Source organism: Kosakonia sp. ML.JS2a (assembly GCF_025642095.1).
GTDB lineage: Bacteria > Pseudomonadota > Gammaproteobacteria > Enterobacterales > Enterobacteriaceae.
Map to the genome: position 1 here is coordinate 354,610 of NZ_CP106754.1, position 21,483 is coordinate 376,092.

General features: G+C 56.0%; 24 protein-coding genes and 1 pseudogene. 8 read left to right on the top strand and 17 right to left on the bottom strand.

Annotated elements, in window-relative coordinates; genetic code table 11:
* From N7922_RS01565 to N7922_RS01615, 11 genes and pseudogenes are all read right to left on the bottom strand, one after another.
* Entirely contained in the window at positions 1-1,704 is a 1,704-nt protein-coding gene (locus tag N7922_RS01565; RefSeq protein ID WP_263098965.1) for a glycosyltransferase family 2 protein, read from the bottom strand.
* Positions 1,695-2,048, bottom strand: a complete 354-nt coding sequence (locus N7922_RS01570; protein WP_263098967.1) for a hydroxymyristoyl-ACP dehydratase — start codon at positions 2,046-2,048, stop codon at positions 1,695-1,697. The genes N7922_RS01565 and N7922_RS01570 overlap by 10 nt, the downstream gene beginning before the upstream one ends.
* The gene (locus N7922_RS01575) at positions 2,035-3,393 is read right to left on the bottom strand and encodes an AMP-dependent synthetase (RefSeq protein WP_263098969.1); all 1,359 of its coding nucleotides are present in this window, start codon (positions 3,391-3,393) and stop codon (positions 2,035-2,037) included. Before N7922_RS01575 ends, N7922_RS01570 begins: the two co-directional genes overlap by 14 nt.
* A complete protein-coding gene (locus tag N7922_RS01580) occupies positions 3,390-3,971 on the bottom strand; it encodes a hypothetical protein (protein WP_263098970.1) in 582 nt (193 codons plus the stop codon). Before N7922_RS01580 ends, N7922_RS01575 begins: the two co-directional genes overlap by 4 nt.
* Before the next feature lie 6 nt (positions 3,972-3,977).
* Positions 3,978-4,229, bottom strand: a complete 252-nt coding sequence (locus tag N7922_RS01585; RefSeq protein WP_263098971.1) for an acyl carrier protein — start codon at positions 4,227-4,229, stop codon at positions 3,978-3,980.
* A 13-nt stretch (positions 4,230-4,242) separates the two neighbouring features.
* On the bottom strand, positions 4,243-4,500 hold the full coding sequence (locus tag N7922_RS01590) for a phosphopantetheine-binding protein (protein WP_061492806.1): 258 nt from the start codon (positions 4,498-4,500) through the stop codon (positions 4,243-4,245).
* A pseudogene (locus tag N7922_RS01595) lies at positions 4,481-5,313 on the bottom strand (lysophospholipid acyltransferase family protein). Before N7922_RS01595 ends, N7922_RS01590 begins: the two are co-directional and overlap by 20 nt.
* Positions 5,292-6,014 carry a beta-ketoacyl synthase chain length factor gene (locus tag N7922_RS01600; protein ID WP_263098972.1) on the bottom strand — a complete coding sequence of 241 codons (723 nt, stop codon included), beginning with the start codon at positions 6,012-6,014 and terminating at the stop codon, positions 5,292-5,294. The pseudogene N7922_RS01595 and the gene N7922_RS01600 overlap by 22 nt, the downstream one beginning before the upstream one ends.
* A 78-nt stretch (positions 6,015-6,092) precedes the next feature.
* Positions 6,093-7,151 carry a methyltransferase gene (locus tag N7922_RS01605; protein ID WP_263098973.1) on the bottom strand — a complete coding sequence of 353 codons (1,059 nt, stop codon included), beginning with the start codon at positions 7,149-7,151 and terminating at the stop codon, positions 6,093-6,095.
* A gap of 72 nt (positions 7,152-7,223) precedes the next feature.
* Complete coding sequence (locus tag N7922_RS01610) at positions 7,224-7,613, bottom strand: hypothetical protein (protein WP_263098974.1); 390 nt, start codon at positions 7,611-7,613, stop codon at positions 7,224-7,226.
* Between the two features lie 499 nt (positions 7,614-8,112).
* Complete coding sequence (locus N7922_RS01615; protein ID WP_263098975.1) at positions 8,113-9,162, bottom strand: AI-2E family transporter; 1,050 nt, start codon at positions 9,160-9,162, stop codon at positions 8,113-8,115.
* Between the two features lie 112 nt (positions 9,163-9,274).
* On the opposite strand from N7922_RS01615, the gene N7922_RS01620 reads away from it, so the two are divergent.
* The 3 genes from N7922_RS01620 to N7922_RS01630 all read left to right on the top strand — a co-directional run bounded on the left by N7922_RS01620 (position 9,275) and on the right by N7922_RS01630 (position 11,301).
* A complete protein-coding gene (locus N7922_RS01620; RefSeq protein ID WP_263098976.1) occupies positions 9,275-10,513 on the top strand; it encodes an MFS transporter in 1,239 nt (412 codons plus the stop codon).
* 88 nt (positions 10,514-10,601) lie between these two features.
* Positions 10,602-10,991 (top strand): type II toxin-antitoxin system RelE/ParE family toxin, encoded by a 390-nt coding sequence (locus N7922_RS01625; protein ID WP_263098977.1) that lies wholly within the window; start codon positions 10,602-10,604, stop codon positions 10,989-10,991.
* Entirely contained in the window at positions 10,984-11,301 is a 318-nt protein-coding gene (locus N7922_RS01630) for a helix-turn-helix domain-containing protein (RefSeq protein WP_263098978.1), read from the top strand. The genes N7922_RS01625 and N7922_RS01630 overlap by 8 nt, the downstream gene beginning before the upstream one ends.
* A 71-nt stretch (positions 11,302-11,372) precedes the next feature.
* Here N7922_RS01630 and N7922_RS01635 read toward each other — a convergent pair whose 3' ends face one another.
* Positions 11,373-11,930, bottom strand: a complete 558-nt coding sequence (locus N7922_RS01635; RefSeq protein WP_263098979.1) for a DcrB family lipoprotein — start codon at positions 11,928-11,930, stop codon at positions 11,373-11,375.
* Between the two features lie 72 nt (positions 11,931-12,002).
* On the bottom strand, positions 12,003-12,668 hold the full coding sequence (locus tag N7922_RS01640) for a 7-cyano-7-deazaguanine/7-aminomethyl-7-deazaguanine transporter (protein WP_263098980.1): 666 nt from the start codon (positions 12,666-12,668) through the stop codon (positions 12,003-12,005).
* A 187-nt stretch (positions 12,669-12,855) separates the two neighbouring features.
* Between N7922_RS01640 and tusA the strand changes: the two genes are divergently transcribed.
* Positions 12,856-13,101, top strand: a complete 246-nt coding sequence (gene tusA, locus N7922_RS01645) for a sulfurtransferase TusA (protein ID WP_263098981.1) — start codon at positions 12,856-12,858, stop codon at positions 13,099-13,101.
* On the opposite strand, the gene zntA is transcribed toward tusA, so the two are convergent.
* The 4 genes from zntA to rsmD form a co-directional block, all read right to left on the bottom strand.
* Positions 13,098-15,317, bottom strand: coding sequence for a Zn(II)/Cd(II)/Pb(II) translocating P-type ATPase ZntA (gene zntA, locus N7922_RS01650; protein ID WP_263098982.1), 2,220 nt, complete (start codon positions 15,315-15,317; stop codon positions 13,098-13,100). The genes tusA and zntA overlap by 4 nt on opposite strands.
* Before the next feature lie 75 nt (positions 15,318-15,392).
* Positions 15,393-16,019 carry a lysoplasmalogenase gene (locus N7922_RS01655; RefSeq protein WP_263098983.1) on the bottom strand — a complete coding sequence of 209 codons (627 nt, stop codon included), beginning with the start codon at positions 16,017-16,019 and terminating at the stop codon, positions 15,393-15,395.
* 122 nt (positions 16,020-16,141) lie between these two features.
* Complete coding sequence (locus N7922_RS01660) at positions 16,142-16,411, bottom strand: DUF1145 family protein (protein WP_263100819.1); 270 nt, start codon at positions 16,409-16,411, stop codon at positions 16,142-16,144.
* Positions 16,401-17,003, bottom strand: a complete 603-nt coding sequence (rsmD, locus tag N7922_RS01665) for a 16S rRNA (guanine(966)-N(2))-methyltransferase (protein WP_263100820.1) — start codon at positions 17,001-17,003, stop codon at positions 16,401-16,403. Before rsmD ends, N7922_RS01660 begins: the two co-directional genes overlap by 11 nt.
* A 189-nt stretch (positions 17,004-17,192) precedes the next feature.
* Here rsmD and ftsY point away from each other — a divergent pair, with 189 nt between their 5' ends.
* The 4 genes from ftsY (at position 17,193) to rpoH (ending at position 21,423) form a co-directional block, all read left to right on the top strand.
* Complete coding sequence (ftsY, locus tag N7922_RS01670; RefSeq protein WP_263098984.1) at positions 17,193-18,578, top strand: signal recognition particle-docking protein FtsY; 1,386 nt, start codon at positions 17,193-17,195, stop codon at positions 18,576-18,578.
* Positions 18,579-18,580: 2 nt separating this feature from the next.
* Entirely contained in the window at positions 18,581-19,249 is a 669-nt protein-coding gene (gene ftsE, locus N7922_RS01675) for a cell division ATP-binding protein FtsE (RefSeq protein WP_263098985.1), read from the top strand.
* Positions 19,242-20,300, top strand: a complete 1,059-nt coding sequence (gene ftsX, locus N7922_RS01680; RefSeq protein ID WP_263098986.1) for a permease-like cell division protein FtsX — start codon at positions 19,242-19,244, stop codon at positions 20,298-20,300. Before ftsE ends, ftsX begins: the two co-directional genes overlap by 8 nt.
* 265 nt (positions 20,301-20,565) lie before the next feature.
* Entirely contained in the window at positions 20,566-21,423 is an 858-nt protein-coding gene (gene rpoH, locus N7922_RS01685; RefSeq protein ID WP_263098987.1) for an RNA polymerase sigma factor RpoH, read from the top strand.
* Positions 21,424-21,483: the final 60 nt, after the last annotated feature.

The following is a 21,483-nucleotide window of genomic DNA, read 5'->3' on the forward strand; positions in this document are numbered from 1 at the left end:
TTACTCCTTGTCCGTGGATTGCGGTGCGTGATCGGGCAGCCGCCAGAAATCAAAAAAGTTAAACCAGTCGAGCGGCGATTGCAGGGCATAGTGCTCAAGGCGCGCAGCATAGCGGTCGACTGCCTCGCGCAGAGCGGCCTGCCTTGCGGCGCGCGGCATGGGCAGTGGATCGGCGAACACTTCGCAGTGCAGGCGCAATTTGCCCTGCTGGCGCAATGCAAACATCAGCAGTACCGGGCAGCGTAACGCCGCAGCGAGAATAAACGGCCCCTGCGGGAAGGGGGCAGGGTGGCCCATAAATTCGCTCCAGTTCACCCGCCAGTCGCCGCCGCGTTGCGGGTTAACTGCCAGCCGATCGCCGACGATCGCCACCCATTCCCCGCGATCAAGCTTCTCTTTCAGCAACATGGCGGTGTCCGGGCCAATGTGCTTCACCGGGATAAGGTTAACGCCGGCTTCCGGCGCCATCTCTTGCATGATCTGCTTAAAGCGCAGGGCGTTTTCATGAAACACCAGCGCATGGATAATCTTGCTCTCGTTGATCTGCGCCAGCGCCCGGCTGGCTTCCACATCACCCAGATGCGACGCCAGCAGCAGTTTGCCTTTGCCATCGTGCAGACCGAGTGCTTCTTCCGCGCCGGGGGCGAACTCCACATCGCGGCCAAAGTGCAACTCGCCACGCCATCCCGCGACTTTATCCAGCATCGCTTCGCCGAAGCGCAAAAAGTGGCGGTAGCTGTTTAACCCGGCAGGGCGCGGAAGATGGCGGGCGGCCAGCGTGGTGCGCACCCGCGCCAGCCAGTTTTTCGATGCCCGGCGCGCATCACGGGCGAGGAGCCAGTAGACGGCGACCACCGGATAGAGCAGCAGTGAGAAAGCGCGGCGACCTAATACGCGCCAGACCAGCAGCATAAAGCGCATCCCCCACAGGCCTTGCACCTCTTTTTGCTGCGCCCAGTGCGTGGCATTGCGGCGAAACAGCAGAGAAGGAATGCGCGGCAGCATGCCGAAGAACAGGCGGGTGTGCATCAGTGAGATGCGCACGTTATCTTTCAGGGCGTCGAAATGCGACAGCCCATCCTGCGGATAGGTCACGCGCGTCGGCACGAAGTAGCTGTCATTGCCCTGCCAGTAAAGTCGCACCATCACTTCGGTGTCGAAATCCATACGTTTGCCGAGCGTCACCCGACTGGCGAGCTGAAGCGTGGGGGCAATCGGGTAAACGCGAAAACCGCACATACTGTCTTTCAGTTGCAGCGACAGGGTTTCAATCCATACCCAGACGTGAGTGATCCAGCGGCCATACAGGCGCGAACGGGGGATCGAATCGTCATACAGCGGTTGGCCGGAAATCAGCGCCTGCGGGTGTTGTTCCGCCAGCGCCAGTAACGCCGGGATATCTTCTATGGCATGCTGCCCATCGGCATCCACCTGCACCGCGTGCGTGAAGCCCGCTTGTGCGGCTTCCTGCAAACCACGGATCACTGCTTCGCCTTTCCCGGCGTTCTGCGCCAGGCGTATCAGGGTCAGGTTAGGGTAGGTCTGCGCCAGCGACGCCAGCGTCTGCCGCGTGGCGTCGTCACTGCCGTCATCCACCACAAAACAGTGCAAACCCGCAGGCTGCAAACGTTCCAGAACGCGCGGCATCATCGCGCCGTGGTTATAACAAGGGATCACCACACAAGGGGTAAATGTTAACGACATAGGCGAATCTTCCCGCTGCTACAGAGGTGGCGTGCTTCACCCTCATGGCGATGATAGCTGAAGGCCAGTTGCTGTTTGTCTTCGTGCCAGTCGAGTACCAGCGTGACGACGTTGTCCGGCAGCAAGGGTGCCTGGAACTTCACGCTTTGAATGCTGTGAAAGCGGTGCTCCGGCGCCAGCAGGGTGGTGGCGTAATGCATCGCCCAGTCGAGTTGTGCAACGCCTGGAAGCAGAGGCTGAATGGCAAAATGACCACGAAACCAGAACAGTTCCGGCTCCAGTTGGATCACGATTTCCGCGTGTTGTGGTTGCGCCTGACGGCGTTCAATTTCATGGGGTTTCATGAAATAACTCCTGTAGTTGCGCATAAACCCGCTTGTTCATACTGTTGACCGGGATCTCATCCAGAATGCGCCAGTAGCGCGGCACGGCCACCGGCTCCAGCCACGGGATGAGCGCCCGTCGCCACGACAGCTCCAGAGCTTTACTGTCGCTGCGTAGCCATTGCGTGCGCATCTCATCGTCCAGCACCAGCAGAACGCCCACGCCCTGGCGACCGCCACGGGAGACCGGCAGCGCCGCTGCTTCACGAATACCGCCCAGCTCCAGTACGCGGCGTTCGATCTCGCTAAGTGAAATGCGCTTCTCTTCGATTTTGACCACCCGACCGCGGCGACCGGCAATCTGGAATGTGCCGCTGGCGTCGAAAATCAGCTCATCGTCGAGCAACAAGCCATCCGGCTCGGGAATGATCGGTGAATGTGCGCGAAAGCTCTCCGCTTCCTGTTTGATGATCACGCCGGGGAACGGCAGCCATGAGATGTTATCCTGCTGGCGATAGCGCCAGGCGAGGATCCCGGTTTCGGTACTGCCATAGATTTCATCCGGCCAGACGCCCAGCCAGTTCGCCGTTTCCTGTACATCGCGCCAGGGCAGCATGCCGCCCGCCGAGAGGATAAGCGACACTGGCGGAGGCGAGAGCCGGGGATCGAGGCGTTTTAAAAATGCCGGACTGCTGATAAAGGCGTAACGGTGCTGCCCGTCGAGCGCGGCCAGTTGCTCAGCGTAATAGAGCATGGCGGCATGCAGCGGCAACCCGAGCGACATCGGCAGAAAGATGCGGAACGTCAGGCCGTACAGATGTTGCGGCACCACGGAGGCAACAACACGGCATCCGGCCAGGCGATCGGCGAAGCGCGCGGCCAGTAACGCGGCTTCTTTGTCCAGACAGGCGATGGGTTTGATAACCCGGCGCGGCTGCCCGGTGGAGCCGGAGGTAAAAAGCTCAACATAGGCATCTTCGCGCAGTGCGGGAAACGCAGGCGCATCTGTGGTCTGCATATTGTCGGATGCCACCACATAGTGTGGCCCTTCCCAGTTCAGCGGGCGATCGCTTAACACCCCGTCGAACAGGGATTGTTGCTCTGCCAGCAGTGATACCCGGCTATGACCAGGGATGACCGGGGTTTTACCCGCGTGCAGCGAGGCTAACAGCGCCACAATAAACAGGTAGCTGTTTTCGAAACAGAGCGCCCAGCGTTCGCCGGGTTGCTGCGTTAATTGCGCTACGCATTGTGAAACGTCATGGCGCAGATGTCCCAGCGTCCATGTTTGATCGCCAAGCCAGGCAATGGGCGTTTCGGCAGCGCGCGGGCTGTTTAGCCAGGCGGCGAAAGGAAGGGTCTTCATGTTGTCTCTCGTTTTATCACCTGGCGGCGCACCAGCCACTCTCCCGCCATGAGCGCGCCCATCAGCAGATAGGCGATCATCCCGTTCCAGGCTGTCCACAGACGCATATCGCCGTACAGGGCGGTAAACAGCGCAATGCCGCCGTTCAGCACAAAAAAGATGCACCATATTTGCGTTACGCGGCGGGTATACCGTACGGCGGCGGCGGGTAACTGCGGTTCACGCAGGCGCGCCAGTCGCTCAACCAGCGGCATCGCCGTTTTGAGTGATCCGCCAAATACCGCCAGCATGATGAGATTGACCGCCACCGGGTAGTAGAGCAGCAACTGGTGGGTTTTTAGCAGCCAGCTTGCCGCGCACAACGCGATGCCCACAACCGCCACGCCGCCGCTGACAGCGCGCAACGGCGCTATCGCCTGCCGGGCTTGCCGTAAGCGGAAAAGCAGCATCAGCGCCATCAGAGGCAGCAGCCAGTGCAGACTGTTATGTGTCAGGCCAAACCAGACCACAAATGGCCAGCTGAGCATCAACAGGGCGGCCACCAGCCTGAGTCCCGATTGGAGGCGGGATCCGCGCATCGTGGTTTACTCTTCTTGCAGTAAACGTTCTACCGCGTCGACAACATCCTGTACGGTGCGCACGGCTTTGAACTCTTCCGGCTTGATTTTCTTACCGGTTTTTTTCTGCAGGTGCACAATCATGTCGACGGCGTCGATGCTGTCCAGCTCCAGATCTTCGTACAGGCGGGAGTCCGGGGAGATATCCTGCGGGTCGATTTCAAACAGTTTGGTAAGAAGGGTGGAGACTTCCTGGTAAATTTCATTTTTCTCGATCATAGCGAACCCACTCTTATGCGCGTTGAGCCTGGATAAATGACGCCAGCGTGGCGACAGAGTAGAAGTGCTGACGCATCTCTTCGCTTTCTGCTGACAAGACCACGGCGTACTGGTTTTTAATCGCCAGACCTAATTCCAGCGCGTCAATAGAATCCAGTCCCAGACCATCCCCAAACAGCGCCACATCGGTGTCGATGTCATCGGCGCTCAGTTCATCCAGATTCAGTGTGTTGATGATGAGATTTTTAATTTCAAGATAAAGCTGTTGCATCATTCATTCCTAAAAAGGTGCAAAACCCGGTGTTAATTGATGCAGAAGATGCCGGTTCAACTGTCTTGCCGCCAGCGCCGGTTCTTGCGATTCCGCATCAAAAAATTGTTTTATTGCCACCCGTTCGCGTACTTCCACGGTAAACATGGGCTTACGGGGTGGGACGTCATACCATCGGCTGTGTTTATCCAGCAGATGTTCACTACAGTGGATGACCACGATGCGTAAATCACAACCGCAGCGCACAGCAATATTTGCCGCGCCGCGTTGCAGTGTCATTGCCTCTCCCGGGCGCGTACGCGTGCCTTCGGGGAAGATTAAAATCGTATCGCCCTGTTGCAGGCGCTGTTCACAGGCGGGAAGCAGCGCATCCGCCTGACTGTTAATCAGGTAGTCTGCGGCTTTCACCACGCCGCCGAGAAAGGGGTTGCGCAGCAGCGCGCTTTTAACCAGACAGTCGGTTTCCGGCATCACCGATGCCAGCAGAACATAGTCAATCAGCGTGGGGTGGTTGGCCACCACCAGGCAACCGCGCTCATGACGCAGAGTTTCAACGCCGTGGATGCGGTAATCCAGTGCGCCGATCGCTTTCGCGGTGTTTAAAAACAGACGGAAACTGGCGGCAATGCTGCGGCGCGCGAGGCGGCGGCGCGTTGCTTTGTCGCGCACGGCAATCAGCAGCAGGTTAAACCACACCAGCGACAACAGCAGCCCGCCGATGCCAAACAGCGCAAAGCACAGGCCGGTCATCAGCAAACGCCAGACCCAATTCAGGCGAGAGGCGAGACGTTTCATGCGCGGCTCCAGCGCCAGTTCAGGCGCTCACCGGGAATGGTGAATTCACGCGCGTCGCGCAGATAGTGCTGTAAAAACTGCACGCTCTGCGGTAACCGTGGCTCGCCTTCGCAGAGTGCCGCTTCACTGGTGCATTGCAGATCTTCACCGGCTTCAAACACCAGCGCAACGGCATAGGCCCAGGTTGGCATATCCGGGTGCAATCCGGGGTGATAAAACGCCGGGAGCGCGCCATCGAAATCCACCATCAGTACGCGCTGATAACCCGCCTGCAAAAAGCAGATCACTTCGCATAGCCCCTGCTGGAAGGTATCCAGCCCGGCGGAAAGCGAAGAGGAGACGATAGGTTGCTGGGCGGCAATAGTGAGGTTCCCCACCGCCGAGTTGTGCACCGACATCGCGAAATCGGTCGGCGAGAGATCCTGACCCGTCGCCAGCGCTTGCAGAATGCGGAAGTTACGCTCCAGCTCACCGTGGCGGCTGGTAAAGACCACGGCCTCCACCTGGTGCTGGCGCAGCAGCGTGATGCCGCATTCAACGGCCAGCCGACTGCCGGAGCTGAGACGACGCGCGGTCATCATGGGCAGTGCGGTCAATTTTGCCTGGGGTAACGCCGGATCGATAGCGTCGCGGTTCTGTGACCATTCGCGCCACTGCGCCGCTTCACTTAATCCCGGCGCACGAGCCTGCCAGTCGGTAATCTTGAGTGCAAATTTCATCAAACGCGCGTCCGCGAAAAAACGTGATATCCAGTGATGCCGTTCCGGGCATCATGGCGGCGCGGGCGCCGCCCTTTCTTATTTTTTATGACATATCAATAAAGTATGTCCCACCCCGAGGTTATCGAGGCGCTTTTCAACGCCGAAGCCCGCCATGTCGAGATAGCGCAAGAAATTCTCCGCGCTGTAAAAACGGCTGTTGCCATTCGCCATACAGGTAAAGTACAACGACGTTGCGTTCAAACTGAATGCCGCAGCATCAAATTTTTGCGCATCCCAGAACAGTTCCATCACGCACAGTCTGGCATCCGGTTTCATGACCTGGGCTATCTTACTTAAGATGCCAACAATTTGTTCCGGTGAGAAGCAGTCCAGGAACTGGCTCATCCACCAGATGTCCGCTGCGTTGGGCAGCGGCGCATCACCCAGCATATCAATCGCATGGAAGCCGATCCGCGAAGCGAGTCCCGCTGCGTTGACATTTTCCTGCGCCAGGGCGATTTGCTCAGGCAAATCCAGTAAGGTTACCGCGACGTTTTCGTCATATTTGCAGCAGCTTATTGCCCACTTACCGGTATTTCCGCCTATATCGTACAGACTTGCCGGCTGGCTGGCGAATATATGCGGTAACGCTGCATTAAACGCCGCATCGGAATAGTAATGGTCAAAAGCAAACCAACTTTCCCGCGCCGGGTTCGGTAATTGCGATAATGCCGGGTAAATGGTCGGCCATTCGCCAAACACGCGCAGCCCTGCGGGTTTCCCCTGCTTTAACGCCTCTTCAAGGAAATAGAGTCCCTGGTAACAAACATCCTGCGAAAAATCCATATTCACACGCGTCATTGTATCATGGAGCAGGAAGTGTCCGACTTTGGCAAGATAAAAACGATCTGCACTGCGCGTGATAATTCGTCCACTGAGCGCCATGTCGAGTAATACACTCGCGGCATATTCATCGGCTTCACTCCCGAGCACAATTTCATCCAGGGTCGCGCCCTGATTTCCTTGCTTATCGAGAAAATCCAGCAGCCCAAACTTACGCAGACAAACTGCCGTCTGGAATAGCATCGGGGCGAAAGCAATACGCTGCGCTTCCGCTATTGCTTCGAGCGCGCTGAACGGATCCTGTTCATACATGGCGTGTACAACCTTATTAAATGCATCAGGATTATCGGACCGTTACCGGCCCGACTTTAGACAGGATGGCAATTAAAGCGCGGCGCCTGAAGCCAAATTCTGTTGAATTTGTTTATCGAGGGTGTTCACCCAGGCGTTGTATTTTTTATGGATTCGACCATCAGACGCTTTCAGGTTCAGGCTGTTTGCGTAGTTGATTGAGTAGCTGTCTGCGGCGTAAGTAATACGAATTTCGGCAACGTGGCCGCGGTTATCCAGACGACCCGTGATAACGCCAGGACCGGCATCGTTCATTACCCACTGACGTTGTTGACCCGCTTTCAGAATGGCGGCGCGCACCTGAGACTGAGTGTGACCTGCGCTGACCGGGGCGTCGATATTTTGCACAATAGCGGTACGCGCACAACCTGCCAGTGCTCCGGCTACGGCAATCACCGCCAGGAATTTAACAATCTTCTTCATGAGAACTCCGTATCAAATAATTTAAGATTGAAGACACACTTACTTTCTGGAATTAATCCAACGCCATGATGAAAATGGGAAATTCTGCTAATAAAAACGGTGCAGATTGCCATTTTTGTTTGCGAATATTGGGTGTTTTTAAAGTGAGTGATACTGCTGCCCGGCTTTTTATAAGCATATTGCCGCATTTTGCGGAGTAAGCCTGAGTGGGCGGATAATAAAATATCATTGTGTACAGTGCAACCATGATGATAAGGCGATAACGGTGGTTATATATCACTAATCTTATGCATTACAGTCTGTTAGGCTGATTCTGAAGGGCGTAATTATTCGGGGTATAGACGTGTTATATTTATAAGGTTCGCTTAAGGCAAATTTCAGGAAGTTTTAGTACTGTCATTTTTTATCGTAAAAACGCCTGCAATAAAGCAGGCGCAATTATTTTCTTCACTCTAACGTTAATAAGATAAATATAAAACTACCCTCGTTGGTAGGTCATTTATCCTGGCAACCGGCTTTTGGGGCGGCCTGGTCCGAGTAAAATAGCCAGCTTGCTCCCCCCGGTGGTGGTCTCCATCCAGATTTTACATACGCTGGTGAGGGGAACCGACAACAGCATACCCACCGGGCCGAGCAGCCAGCCCCAGATTAATAAGGATAAAAATACCACCAGCGTCGACATGCCGAGACGGTGGCCCATCATACGTGGCTCCAGAATATTGCCGATGATCATATGCACCACTAGAAAGAGCGCGCCCACCAGCAGGCATTCATAAACGCCATTAAACAGTAATGCCTGGAGCATTGGCGGAATGGCGGAGATCACGGAACCGATATTGGGAACATAGTTGAGCAAAAACGCCAGTACCCCCCACATCAGGGCGAATTGCACATCCAGCAGCACCAAACCCAGCCAGACAATGACTCCCGTCCATAAGCTGAGTAGGGTTTTCAGCGCCAGATAGTGCGACACGCCTTTCAGCGCACGGTGCAACCCGGCAATGTGGATCTGCGGGTTACGCAGCGCGAAACGCAGTTTATAAGGCACATGGCGGACTTCAAACAGCATAAACACGACGGTCATTACCAGCAGGAGGATGCTGGCCATGGCGTTGGAGAGTTGGGTCATCATCGTGGTGGCAAAGGTCATTACTCGCTCGGAGTCCATCCGTTGCAGCATGCGTTCCGGCGACATGTGCAGGTTGAGGAACGGCACCATTTGCTGCAGATCGAGAAATTTGCGCGTAAATTCGCGGTTGTACTTTGGCAACAGGGTCATAAAGTCGTTTATCGACGCGGCCAGCACGCCAACCAGCGCGGTGAGGACGATCAGCATAACCAGCACGACGATGGTGATGGCGACCGGGCGCGACAGTTTCCGGCGGATAAACCAGCTGACTAACGGGTTGAGTACGATGGCGAAAAAGAGCGCCAGTAAGAGTTGCACGATGATATCGGCGGCAGCGTGGATACCGGCGAGGATCACCACCAGCGCAGCCAGTTTTAAGAGAATGTGTAAACCCGCCTGATCAGGCTGAGGATGTGTCATGTGTACGTCCTTATGTCATTTTGCCTGTTCAAGTGTAGTGCTTCGTAAGCCCTTCGCCTGACGACGATATTCTTAAAGTGGATGCTGATTTCTGTGCGCTGACGTGGTAATAGTGAAACACTGTTGTAAATATCTGGGTTTAATTCTCATGCCTGAAAACGCCGCCGAATCGGCGCTTAGCGGATGGCGTCTTAATCTGCGGATTTTGTCCGTCGTTATTTTTAACTTCGCAAGCTACCTCACTATCGGCCTGCCGCTGGCCGTGCTGCCTGGCTATGTCCATGATGTAATGGGATATAGCGCCTTCTGGGCCGGGTTGGTCATCAGTTTGCAATACTTCGCTACGCTGCTTAGCCGACCGCATGCCGGGCGTTATGCCGATGCGCTGGGGCCGAAAAAGGTGGTGGTGTTTGGCCTGTGCGGCGCGTTTCTTAGCGGCCTGAGCTACATGCTGGCGGGGATGGGTAGCAGCCATGCCGGTATCCTTAGCCTGGTGTTGCTGTGCCTCGGGCGTGTCATTTTAGGGATTGGCCAGAGCTTTGCCGGAACCGGAGCCACTTTGTGGGGTGTCGGCGTGGTCGGCTCCATACATATTGGTCGCGTTATTTCGTGGAATGGCATTGCGACGTATGGCGCGATGGCGCTTGGCGCGCCGCTTGGGGTGCTCTGTTATCACTACGGTGGTTTAGAAGGGCTGTCGCTCACGATCATGGGAGTGGCGCTGTTGGCGATTCTGTTGGCGCTGCCGCGCCCGGCAGTGAAAGCCAGTAAAGGTAAACCGCTGCCGTTCCGTGCCGTATTGGGTCGCGTGTGGGTGTATGGCCTGGCATTGGCGCTGGGCTCTGCGGGCTTCGGCGTTATCGCCACCTTTATTACCCTTTACTACGATGCTCAGGGCTGGGAGGGAGCGGCCTTCGCCCTGACGCTGTTCAGTATAGCGTTCGTGGGGACGCGCCTGTTGTTTCCGAACGGCATTAACCGCTTTGGCGGGTTGAATGTGGCGATGATCTGCTTTGCGGTGGAGACCCTCGGCCTGGTGCTGGTAGGGCTGGCGGCGGACCCGTGGATGGCGAAACTCGGCGTTTTCCTTGCCGGCGCGGGTTTTTCGTTGGTTTTCCCTGCGCTTGGTGTGGTGGCGGTGAAAGCCGTACCGCAGCATAACCAGGGTTCTGCGCTGGCAACCTATACGGTGTTTATGGATTTGTCGCTCGGTATTACCGGACCGCTGGCAGGGCTGTTGATGGCCTGGTCCGGGGTCCCGATGATTTATCTGGCGGCGGCGGGACTGGTGGCGATAGCGCTACTGCTGGCGTGGCGATTGAAGCACAGGCCGTTGGGTGGGGGTGAATAAGGGCAGCACCTGGATGCTCAAATCTTGTTCTAACCCGTAAGGAAGACTATAGTCTTCCTTACGGGTACAAGATGAGAGCAAGGAAGCTATGGGTATCTACCTGACAATGGAGTTTGACCAGGAGCGCAGAAGGGTGCGTATCAGTGATAAAACGTTATGTAAAACAGCCGCTGCCATTATTGCCGGGCTTCATGGCGACAGGCTTGGTAAGTTTACTTATAAAAAGCGCATTGCTTTACCTGCTGTGAGTTCTCGTGATGGCGCTCGCGCAATTGTCTTTTTTCACGAAGGCGACAACCTTTTTTTCTTTGACATGTATGTGAAAAGTGAACTCTCAAAGAAGAAGGGAAAAGAACTTGAAGAGGACGAGATCGATGCTTATTGCGCTGTCGCGAAGGATTTTATGGTTATGCCCGAAGAGACGCTGGCGCGTCTGTTAAAAAGCGACGATTTAATTGAGGTGAAATGTCATGAGTGACCATCTGAAACGCATTCAGGCTATGGCAAAACGCTACAACAAACTGGGCGTGGTACAGGATGAAACGGTCGCCAGCATTAATGAAGCGATAGAGGCGCGCAATATTCCCGACGTGCGCCCAATGACGGGTATGCAAATTAAACAAGTCCGCACGCACTGGAAAATGTCACAGGCGGCGCTGGCACGCACCGTTGGCATGTCGGTTGAAAGTGTGTCGAAGTGGGAGCGCAACGAAAGCAAACCCAATAATGCGGCATTACGCATTCTCAATACCATTGAAGATAAAGGACCGGCTATTTTCCTCAGTTAAGGCTGACGATAGTCACCCTCTGGCAATAAAAAAGGAACCCGAAGGTTCCTTTTTTCATTTCCGGCGCGGTGTTAATTCACCACGATGGTATTGATAATGTTTTCTGCAGCGGTTTGTGCTTGCTGCTGGTTGTCCGCCGGCAGCGTCACCTGCAGGGTCAGCAGTTTATTATCGACCTTACCCAGTACCACGGAAGACCATGCAGTCTGGCCTTTGGCGGAGATAATGCTGTCGAGCTGTTGCAGGGTCTGGCCTTTCAGCTCAATGGATTTGTTGGTTACTACTTGCAGTTGCGGGTCGCGGCTGCGCTGCTGATCTTCCAGGCGTTTTGCCAGTGCGGAGAGATCTTCCTGGGTGTTGTCGCCGACAATCACAATCACGGCTTTTTGCCCGGTAGCGTCGGAATAAACGTGCATATTGTTAGCCTGAGTACCCAGTTTGCCGCTCTGATCGGTCATATCTGCCGGAAGCGAGAAGCTGAGTTTGCCGTCGAGCAGCGTGACGGGCTGGCCGTTGGCGTTGCTTTCAGCAGCAGTACCCTGAGCAGGCTTTTTGCTGTCGCTGTTATCACAGGCCGCCAGCCCCATTACCAGCAGGCCAATACCGACATATTTCACCAGATTGCGCATTGACTTCATCCTTTCAATAAACAGCCATAACGGCTCATCAGTGCATCTTATCATAACTGATAAGCCGTACCTTTAGCTGGCCTGTAATGCGGGAATTTCAGATTTGTCTGCCAGCCTTTTCAGCAACATATTCAAAAGCACACCGTACATCGGCAGGAAGAAAGCGATGCTGATAATCACCTTAAAGCCGTAGTCCACCAGCGCGATTTCCATCCAGTGCTGCGCCATAAATGCATCCGGGCTGTGCCAGAAGGCAATAAAGAAGAACGCAGCGGTGTCGCTGGCGTTGCCAAAAACGGTTGATGCCGCAGGCGCCAGCCACCAGCGGCGGTTCTGACGCAGGCGGTTAAACACGTGTACATCAAGGATCTGCCCCAGTGCATAGGCCATAAAACTGGCGGTAGCGATACGCGCCACGAACAGATTGAAGTGGGCGAGTGCGCTAAAGCCCTGCCAGGAACCCATATAGAACAGGGAGGAGATCACATACGAAGCCAGCAGTGCCGGAACCATCACCGCGAAGATAATCCGCCGGGCGAGGGGAGCGCCGAAAATGCGTACGGTTAAATCCGTCGCCAGGAAGATAAACGGGAAACTGAATGCGCCCCAGGTGGTGTGGAAACCAAAAATGGCGACCGGCAACTGGACCAGATAGTTACTGGAGATGATCACCAGCAGGTGAAAAAGCGAAAGCCAGAACAGCGCCTTCATGCGCTGCGAGTGCGAAAATTGCGTCATATTGTGACCTTTTTGGTAAATGGGGTGAGGGAACCCAGTACTTTTTATGCTCTGTTAAACAGAGCCGCCGCATGATACTGCAATCATCACCGGATGCAATGGCTATTTTTAACGCAATCGTTAACCTTGCTTGCGTCACAAAAAAGGCAGCGTAAACTAATGCGGTTTTTTCCGTTGTGAGATGAAAATGACCGATCCGTTTACCACTGCCGACCATACGCTGGACGCTCAGGGCCTGCGCTGTCCGGAGCCGGTAATGATGGTGCGCAAAACCGTACGCAACATGCAGGTTGGCGAAACATTACTGATTATTGCCGACGATCCGGCAACCACCCGCGATATTCCCGGCTTTTGCCGTTTTATGGAACATGAGCTGGTCGCCGGGCAAACCGAGACGCTGCCATACCGCTATTTAGTGCGTAAAAGTCACTAATCGTTGCGGCGCAACAAGCGCAGGGCGTTGGCGGTCACCAGTACCGTCGCGCCCGTATCCGCCAGCACTGCCAGCCACAATCCCGTTATTCCCAGCAGCGTTGTCACCAGGAATATGGCCTTCAGTCCCAGCGCCATGGCGATGTTCTGCCGGATATTGCTGTGTGTGGCGCGCGCCAGGCGGATCATCTGACCCAGACCGGTCAACCGGTTATGGGTTAATGCTGCATCGGCGGTTTCCAGTGCGACGTCTGTACCGCTGCCCATCGCAATGCCAATGGTGGCGGCTTTCATTGCCGGGGCGTCGTTAATGCCATCACCCACCATCGCCAGCGGCGCATGCTGGTTTAATGCCTGTACGGCACTGACTTTATCTTCTGGCAGCAACCCGGCGCGGAAATCCAGTCCCAGTTCCCCGGCAATCGCCGCGGCTGCACGCGGGTTATCGCCGGTGAGGATCACGCCTTGTACCCCTAACGCATGGAGCGCGGCTACTGCTTCTTTGGCGTCTTCACGCAACGTATCCTGCAACGCCAGCGTCCCCATCACTTCTTCGTCACGCTGTACCACAACTACTGTCTGACCGTGGCTTTCCTGGCTGTTAATCTGCACCAATAACGCGCTGTCCAGCATGCCTGCGGCAAGTTTATCCGGCGCGCTGATGCGGATGACGCGCCCGTTGACTTCGGCCTCAATGCCTTTCCCGGTCAGGGCGCGCTGCGCCTGCGCATCGGGAATGGCGAGCTGGCGACGCTGAGCCTCCTGCACGATGGCTTGCGCAAGCGGGTGGGTGGAGCCTTGTTCAACGGCGGCGCTCAGCGTTAACAGTTCCTCTTCGCTGCACCCGCTCAGCGGGTTTAACGCGGCGACCTGCGGTTTCCCGATGGTCAGCGTACCGGTCTTATCAAAAGCGACCTGGCGGATACTGCCCAGTTGCTCCAGCGCTGCGCCGCCTTTGATCAGCGCGCCGCGCCGCGCCGCTGCTGCGAGGCCGGAGGTGATAGCCGCCGGGGTGGAGATCACCAGCGCGCAGGGGCAGCCAATCAGCAACAGCGCCAGACTTTTGTAGATCCACTCCAGCCATGGCGCGGAAAACAGCAGCGGAGGCAGGAGGGCGACCAGCAGCGCCACCGCCATGATCACCGGCGTGTAGATGCGACTAAAACGATCGATAAAGCGTTCAATCGGCGCACGGCGCTCTTCCGCTTCTTCAATCAATTTCAGGATGCGGTCGATGGCGCTTTCGCCCGGTCGGGAAACCACTTCCAGCGTGACCAGCCGATCAACGCTGGTTGCCCCGGCAGGAACCGCCTCGCCGCTGGCGCGTTCAACTGGTACAGATTCGCCGGTGAGCGCGCTTTCATCAAAGCTGGCGAATGAAGACAGCAGGCGGCCATCCGCCGGTAAACGCCCACCGGCAGGGACTTCAATCGTGTCACCGGGTTGCAGTTCGCTGGCTGCCACCGTCTGACGCTCACCGTTGCGCAGGCGGGTGGCGGTGTCCGGTTTTAGCGCCATCAATGCGCTGACGCCACGGCGCGCGCGGCTGGCAGCCCAGCCTTCAAGGCGTTCGCCAATTAAAAACAGCATCAGCACCATGGCGGCTTCAGCCGTGGCACCAATAAACAGCGCCCCGATGGCGGCGACGCTCATTAACGTTTCGATGGCGAACCAGGAGCCGCTCTTCATCAACCGCAGCGCCTGGCGGGCGATAGGCCACAGACCGACAAGCGTGGTGGCGATAAACGCCGCCTGGCCGAACGGGTGGTTGAACTGCTCCAACGACCAGCTGATTGCCATCATGACGACCAGCAGGATCAACGGCAGGTTTTCACGCAGGCGCGAAGGGGCAACTTCCGGCGCGCTGTGTTCGCCTCGCAACTGATAACCCGCCTGCTGTACTGCCTGTTCGACCTGTGTACGCATATCACGGTTAGCCACGACGGTGAGTTTTTCTGTGGCGAAAGCAACCTGCACCAGGCCAATGCCCTCAAGCTGGCGTACGGCGTTTTCCACTTTACGGGCGCAGGCGGCGCAATCCATGCCGGAAACCTGCCAGCTATAACGCTCGCCTTCGGTGCTCACCGGGGCAGCAACGGTGTTTTCACAGGTTTCGTCGGCGCAGCATGGTTGCGGTTTTTCCGGCATTGGGCGGAGTTTGACCGCCGCGAACTGCGGGGCTTTTTTCTGTTCAGGCTGCGGTGTGGGGGTGGGCATTGCATCCTCCGGTTAATGATAATTTTCTCATTAACCGGAGTATGCACTCTGGAGTCGACTCCAGAGTCAAGCTTTTTAAATATACAGAGAGCGAACGATCAGAAAATGCCCGGCGAAGTAGCAAGCGGACGCAATCGCGTTATCGGCGCTAAAGCGCTTACGGTAGTGGCTGCCCAGCCAGACCACATTGCCGAGCAGCAGCAGCGCGGCACCGACAAATGCAGACAGCGCGGGGCTTGTCGGACGGAAGAACCACAGTTCGCCCGCCAGCCAGACCATCACCAGCGTCATGGCAATAAAGGTGAGCACCGGCAGGCGCAGCTCTTCCAGCCGCGTCCAGATCACTGCCACCAGCAGCGCGCCAATCACCAGCAACGCCAGCGGCAATGGCCAGAAGAAGGAGAGCGTCATTTGGCTGGCGAAATAGATGGTATAGAGCAGATGCGCAAGGAAAAATGCCCCAATGGCGTAGAGCATTTTTTGCCGCGGCAGAAGCGTCAGCGCATCCCCGACCAGGGAAGCGCACAGACCCGCCAGCACAAGATAGCTGATGGCATCGAACATCGGGGCTTGCCAGGCCAGCAACAGCAGGAGAAGTAAGGTAACGGGTTTGAAAACCCAACGCTGCCATGCCGGACCGCGATAGGAGGCGTCGACATACAACCAGGCGGATAAACAGACAGCAATAAATGACCACAGCATAATTAAGTCCCTGTATCTTTTAGTGTTGCGTGAATCTCTCTTACTCAGTGTAGTGGCGGGGAAAGGGGGATGACAATGCTGACTCCCCCACTATGGGCGTAATTCCGCTTTTTCTGACCGGTTTATTTCTTCGCTTTGAGCCTTTCTTGCCAGATCAACAGCTCAAAAACGCCGAACAGGAAGATACGGACCTGTTCTGCTTTGCTCATCTGCGGACCGTCTTTCGGCAACGCGCTTTTCAGCATGGTAGCCTGCAAAGCGTGCATAAACACGGTGAACACCAGCGCGACGTTGACAAAAATATTCAGCGGGCGCGGAAAGGGTTTAATTAAGTTCCAGAGCAAAAAGGCCCAGATGCACAGCATCAACAGACGGCCCAGATTAATCAGCAACGGCATGCTTCTCTCCTTGTGCTGCGCGGTGATAGAGACGGTAAGCCACCTGACCCGCGACTTTTTCCCGATGCAGTTGCCAGTGCGCAGGCACCGGCGGCTGCCCATTTTCCACTTCGCTTTCTATATAGATTAACGCTTCATTGGCGAGCCAGCCGTTGTTTTCCAACAAACGCAGCGTCTCTTCCAGCATGCCTTTGCGAAAGGGCGGATCGATAAACACAATATTGTGCGGCGTGCCCGGCGCGGCTAAAAAGGTCAGCGTATTGGTGTTGACCACTTTGGCATTGCTGGCTTTGAGCGTGGCCAGATTTTGCTGCAGTTGTTGCGCGACGCTGCGCTCCATCTCCAGCAGGGTGGCGCTGGCCGCATAGCGCGACAGCGCCTCCAGACCCAGCGCGCCGCTACCGGCGAAGCAGTCGAGACAGTGGGCGTCTACCATTGATGGCGCCAGCCAGTTGAATAATGTTTCACGCACGCGGTCGGTGGTCGGGCGCAGTCCGGGACTGTCGGGCACCGGAAGTTTACGGCCTCGCCATTGCCCGCCGATAATGCGTATCTGGCCGCTGGCGGCACGGTTGGGTTTCTTCATGGTTTTCGCTTTGCTCATCATTTCGGCCTGCTATTCTAGCGGTCCAGAGAAGGACGTTAAACCCTAATCCTCAGGTCGTGATGCGAGTTCAGGAAAGTGGTAGACTATCCGACTAATTAACAAATGTTTTCAGTCCTGGTCATGCAGACGGGCTGCGCCATGAATCAATCGCGAGGAGTGTGGTCGCCAATGGCAAATGAGAAGAAACGTGGCTTTTTTTCCTGGCTGGGCTTTGGACAGAAAGAGCAGGCCGATGAGGCGCAAACCGAACAGCAGCCTGTCACCGAGCAGCCGGTTGAAGAGACGCCGGTGGTTGAGCTTGCCGACAGTGAAAAATTCGCCGAAGAGGTGGTGGCGGTAAGCGAAACGCTCAGCCACGAAGCACCGTCGCCGGAACCGGTCGCGGAAGAGACGCGCGCGCAGGTTGAACACGAAGAACTGCCGCTGCCGGAAGAAGTGGTTGAGCAGGAGATCGGCGCTGAAGAGTGGCTGTCGGAAACCGAACACCAGGCGGAAGCGCACGTTGATGCTGAAGACGACGCGCCGCTGAGCGACGAAGAGCTGGAAACCCAGGCGCTGGCGGCGCAGGCGGCTGAAGAAGCCGTTGTGGTGGTGCCGGTGGACGAGACGGTGACGGAACAGGAGAAACCGACGAAAGAGGGTTTCTTTGCGCGTCTTAAACGCAGTCTGCTGAAAACAAAAGAAAATCTCGGATCCGGATTTATCAGTCTGTTCCGCGGGAAAAAGATCGACGATGATCTGTTTGAAGAGCTGGAAGAGCAACTGCTGATTGCGGATGTGGGCGTGGAAACCACGCGTAAAATCATCACCAATCTGACGGAAGGCGCCAGTCGCAAACAACTGCGCGATGCCGAAGCACTGTATGGTTTGCTGAAAGATGAGATGAGCGGGATCCTTGCAAAAGTGGATGAGCCGCTCAACGTAGAAGGCAAAACGCCGTTTGTTATCCTGATGGTTGGCGTGAATGGCGTGGGGAAAACCACCACCATCGGCAAGCTGGCGCGTCAGTTTGAGCAACAGGGCAAATCGGTCATGCTGGCGGCGGGGGATACCTTCCGTGCGGCAGCGGTGGAGCAGCTCCAGGTGTGGGGTCAGCGCAATAACATTCCGGTGATTGCCCAACATACTGGCGCGGATTCCGCCTCGGTGATTTTTGACGCTATCCAGGCGGCGAAAGCGCGTAACGTGGATGTGCTGATTGCCGATACCGCAGGGCGTTTGCAGAACAAATCGCACCTGATGGAAGAGCTGAAGAAAATCGTCCGCGTGATGAAAAAACTGGACGAAGAGGCGCCGCACGAAGTGATGCTGACGATCGACGCCAGCACCGGGCAAAATGCCATCAGCCAGGCCAAACTGTTCCACGAAGCGGTAGGGTTAACGGGGATTACGCTGACCAAGCTCGACGGTACGGCCAAGGGCGGCGTGATTTTCTCGGTGGCGGATCAGTTTGGCATTCCTATCCGTTACATTGGCGTCGGCGAGCGTATTGAGGATCTACGTCCGTTTAATGCGGGCGATTTTATAGAGGCACTTTTTGCCCGAGAGGATTAACAATGATTCGCTTTGAACACGTCAGCAAAGCCTATCTCGGTGGGAGACAAGCGCTGCAGGGGGTGACTTTTCACCTGCAGCCGGGCGAGATGGCCTTTCTGACCGGGCATTCCGGTGCGGGGAAAAGCACCCTGCTGAAGCTTATCTGTGGGATTGAGCGGCCCAGCGCCGGGAAAATCCTGTTCGGCGGCCACGATATTAGCCGTCTGAAGAACCGCGAAGTGCCGTTTTTGCGCCGCCAAATCGGCATGATTTTTCAGGATCACCATCTGTTGATGGATCGTACTGTGTTCGACAATGTGGCGATCCCGCTGATCATTGCTGGTGCCAGCGGCGATGACATTCGCCGTCGCGTCTCTGCGGCGCTGGATAAAGTCGGTCTGCTCGACAAAGCGAAAAGTTTTCCGATCCAGCTTTCCGGCGGTGAACAACAGCGCGTGGGGATTGCCCGTGCGGTGGTGAATAAGCCTGCGGTGCTGCTGGCGGATGAACCGACCGGCAACCTGGATGACGCGCTGTCGGAAGGGATCTTGCGTCTGTTCGAGGAATTTAACCGCGTTGGGGTGACAGTGTTGATGGCGACACACGATCTGGGACTTATTTCCCGGCGTTCGTACCGCATGCTGAGCCTGAGCGACGGCCATTTGCACGGAGGCCATGCGGGTGAATAAGCGTGATGCACTAAACCAGATTCGGCAGTTTGGCAGCAAGCTTGACCGTTTCCGTAAAGCCTCGGGTTCTGCCGGTGACAACAACCGCAATGCGCCGCGTCGCGGCAAAGCGGCGAACAAAGCGCCATCGCGTAAAACCAATGTGTTTAACGAGCAGGTGCGCTACGCCTGGCACGGCGCTCTGCAGGATCTGAAAAGTAAACCGTTGGCGACCTTCCTGACGGTAATGGTTATCGCCATCTCCCTGACGCTGCCCAGCGTTTGCTACATGGTGTACAAAAACGTCAACCAGGCGGCCTCGCAGTACTATCCGTCTCCGCAGATCACCGTTTACTTCGACAAAGCGCTGGACGATAACGCCGCCCAGCAGGTGGTGGGGCAGTTACAGTCGGAGCAGGGGGTTGAAAAGGTTAACTACCTCTCCCGCGAGGATGCGCTTGGCGAGTTCCGCAACTGGTCCGGTTTCGGTGGCGCGCTGGATATGCTGGAAGAGAATCCATTGCCTGCGGTGGCGGTCGTGGTGCCGAAACTTGATTTCCAGACGCCCGATTCGTTGAATACCTTGCGTGACCGCATTTCCCGTATCCACGGCATTGATGAAGTGCGCATGGATGATAGCTGGTTTGCGCGCCTGGCGTCGCTTACCGGACTGGTGGGGCGCGTGTCGGCGATGATTGGCGTATTGATGGTGGCGGCTGTCTTCCTGGTGATTGGCAACAGCGTGCGGCTGAGTATCTTCGCCCGCCGCGACACCATTAATGTGCAGAAACTGATTGGCGCAACGGATGGCTTTATTTTGCGCCCGTTTCTGTATGGTGGCGCGCTGCTCGGCTTCTCCGGCGCGTTCTTGTCGCTGATCCTGTCGGAAATCCTGGTGATGCGTTTGTCATCGGCGGTGACCGAAGTGGCGAAGGTGTTTGGCACCCAGTTTGAATTGAGCGGTTTGTCGTTTGATGAGTGCCTGCTGTTGCTGCTGGTGTGCTCTATGATTGGCTGGGTTGCGGCCTGGCTGGCGACAGTGCAACATTTACGTCACTTTACTCCGGATTAAAAAATTTTTGGTATACTCCTTCCCTGCAATGCAGAATTCCGTTGCCGGGAAGGATACGGATTCATTTGACCTTCCTTCGCTGCGGTTTTTCATCCGGATGTCACAATTTGTGCGTAATTTATTCACAACCCTACAGGGAACTTGTGGATAAAATCACTGTCTGATAAAACTGTGAATGCTATTCTCGTTGCTCGAAAACGCTGGCATGTTTGTTGCCTGACGGGGACAGACCGCCGCCAGTCGAAAGTGAATTGAGAGGATTTGAATGACCAAAGAAATGCAAACTTTAGCTTTAGCCCCTGTTGGTAACCTGGAGTCGTACATCCGGGCCGCTAACGCATGGCCGATGTTGACGGCTGATGAAGAACGGGCACTGGCTGAAAAGCTGCATTACCAGGGCGATCTGGAAGCAGCGAAAAAGCTGATTCTGTCTCACCTGCGCTTTGTTGTTCATATTGCTCGTAACTACTCGGGCTATGGTCTGCCGCAGGCGGATCTGATCCAGGAAGGTAATATCGGCCTGATGAAAGCCGTGCGCCGTTTCAACCCGGAAGTGGGTGTGCGCCTGGTCTCCTTCGCCGTACACTGGATTAAAGCTGAGATCCACGAGTACGTATTGCGCAACTGGCGTATCGTGAAGGTCGCCACCACAAAAGCACAGCGTAAGCTGTTCTTTAACCTGCGTAAAACCAAGCAGCGTCTGGGCTGGTTTAACCAGGATGAAGTGGAAATGGTTGCCCGCGAGCTGGGCGTAACCAGCAAAGACGTGCGTGAAATGGAATCGCGTATGGCCGCCCAGGACATGACCTTTGATATGTCTCCGGATGACGATGCGCAAGACAGCCAGCCGATGGCACCGGTGCTTTATCTGCAGGATAAATCTTCTAACTTTGCCGACGGCATTGAAGACGATAACTGGGAAGAGCAGGCCGCCAACAAGCTGATCGATGCCATGCAGGGGCTGGACGAACGTAGCCAGCAGATCATTCGCGCCCGCTGGCTGGACGAAGAGAACAAGTCCACGCTGCAGGAGCTGGCCGACCGTTACGGCGTGTCCGCCGAGCGTGTGCGTCAGTTGGAAAAGAATGCGATGAAAAAACTGCGCGCCGCTATCGAAGCGTAAGCGAATTGCAGTGAAACAAGCCGGGACGGCGTCAGCCTCTCCCGGCTTTTTGTTGCCTGA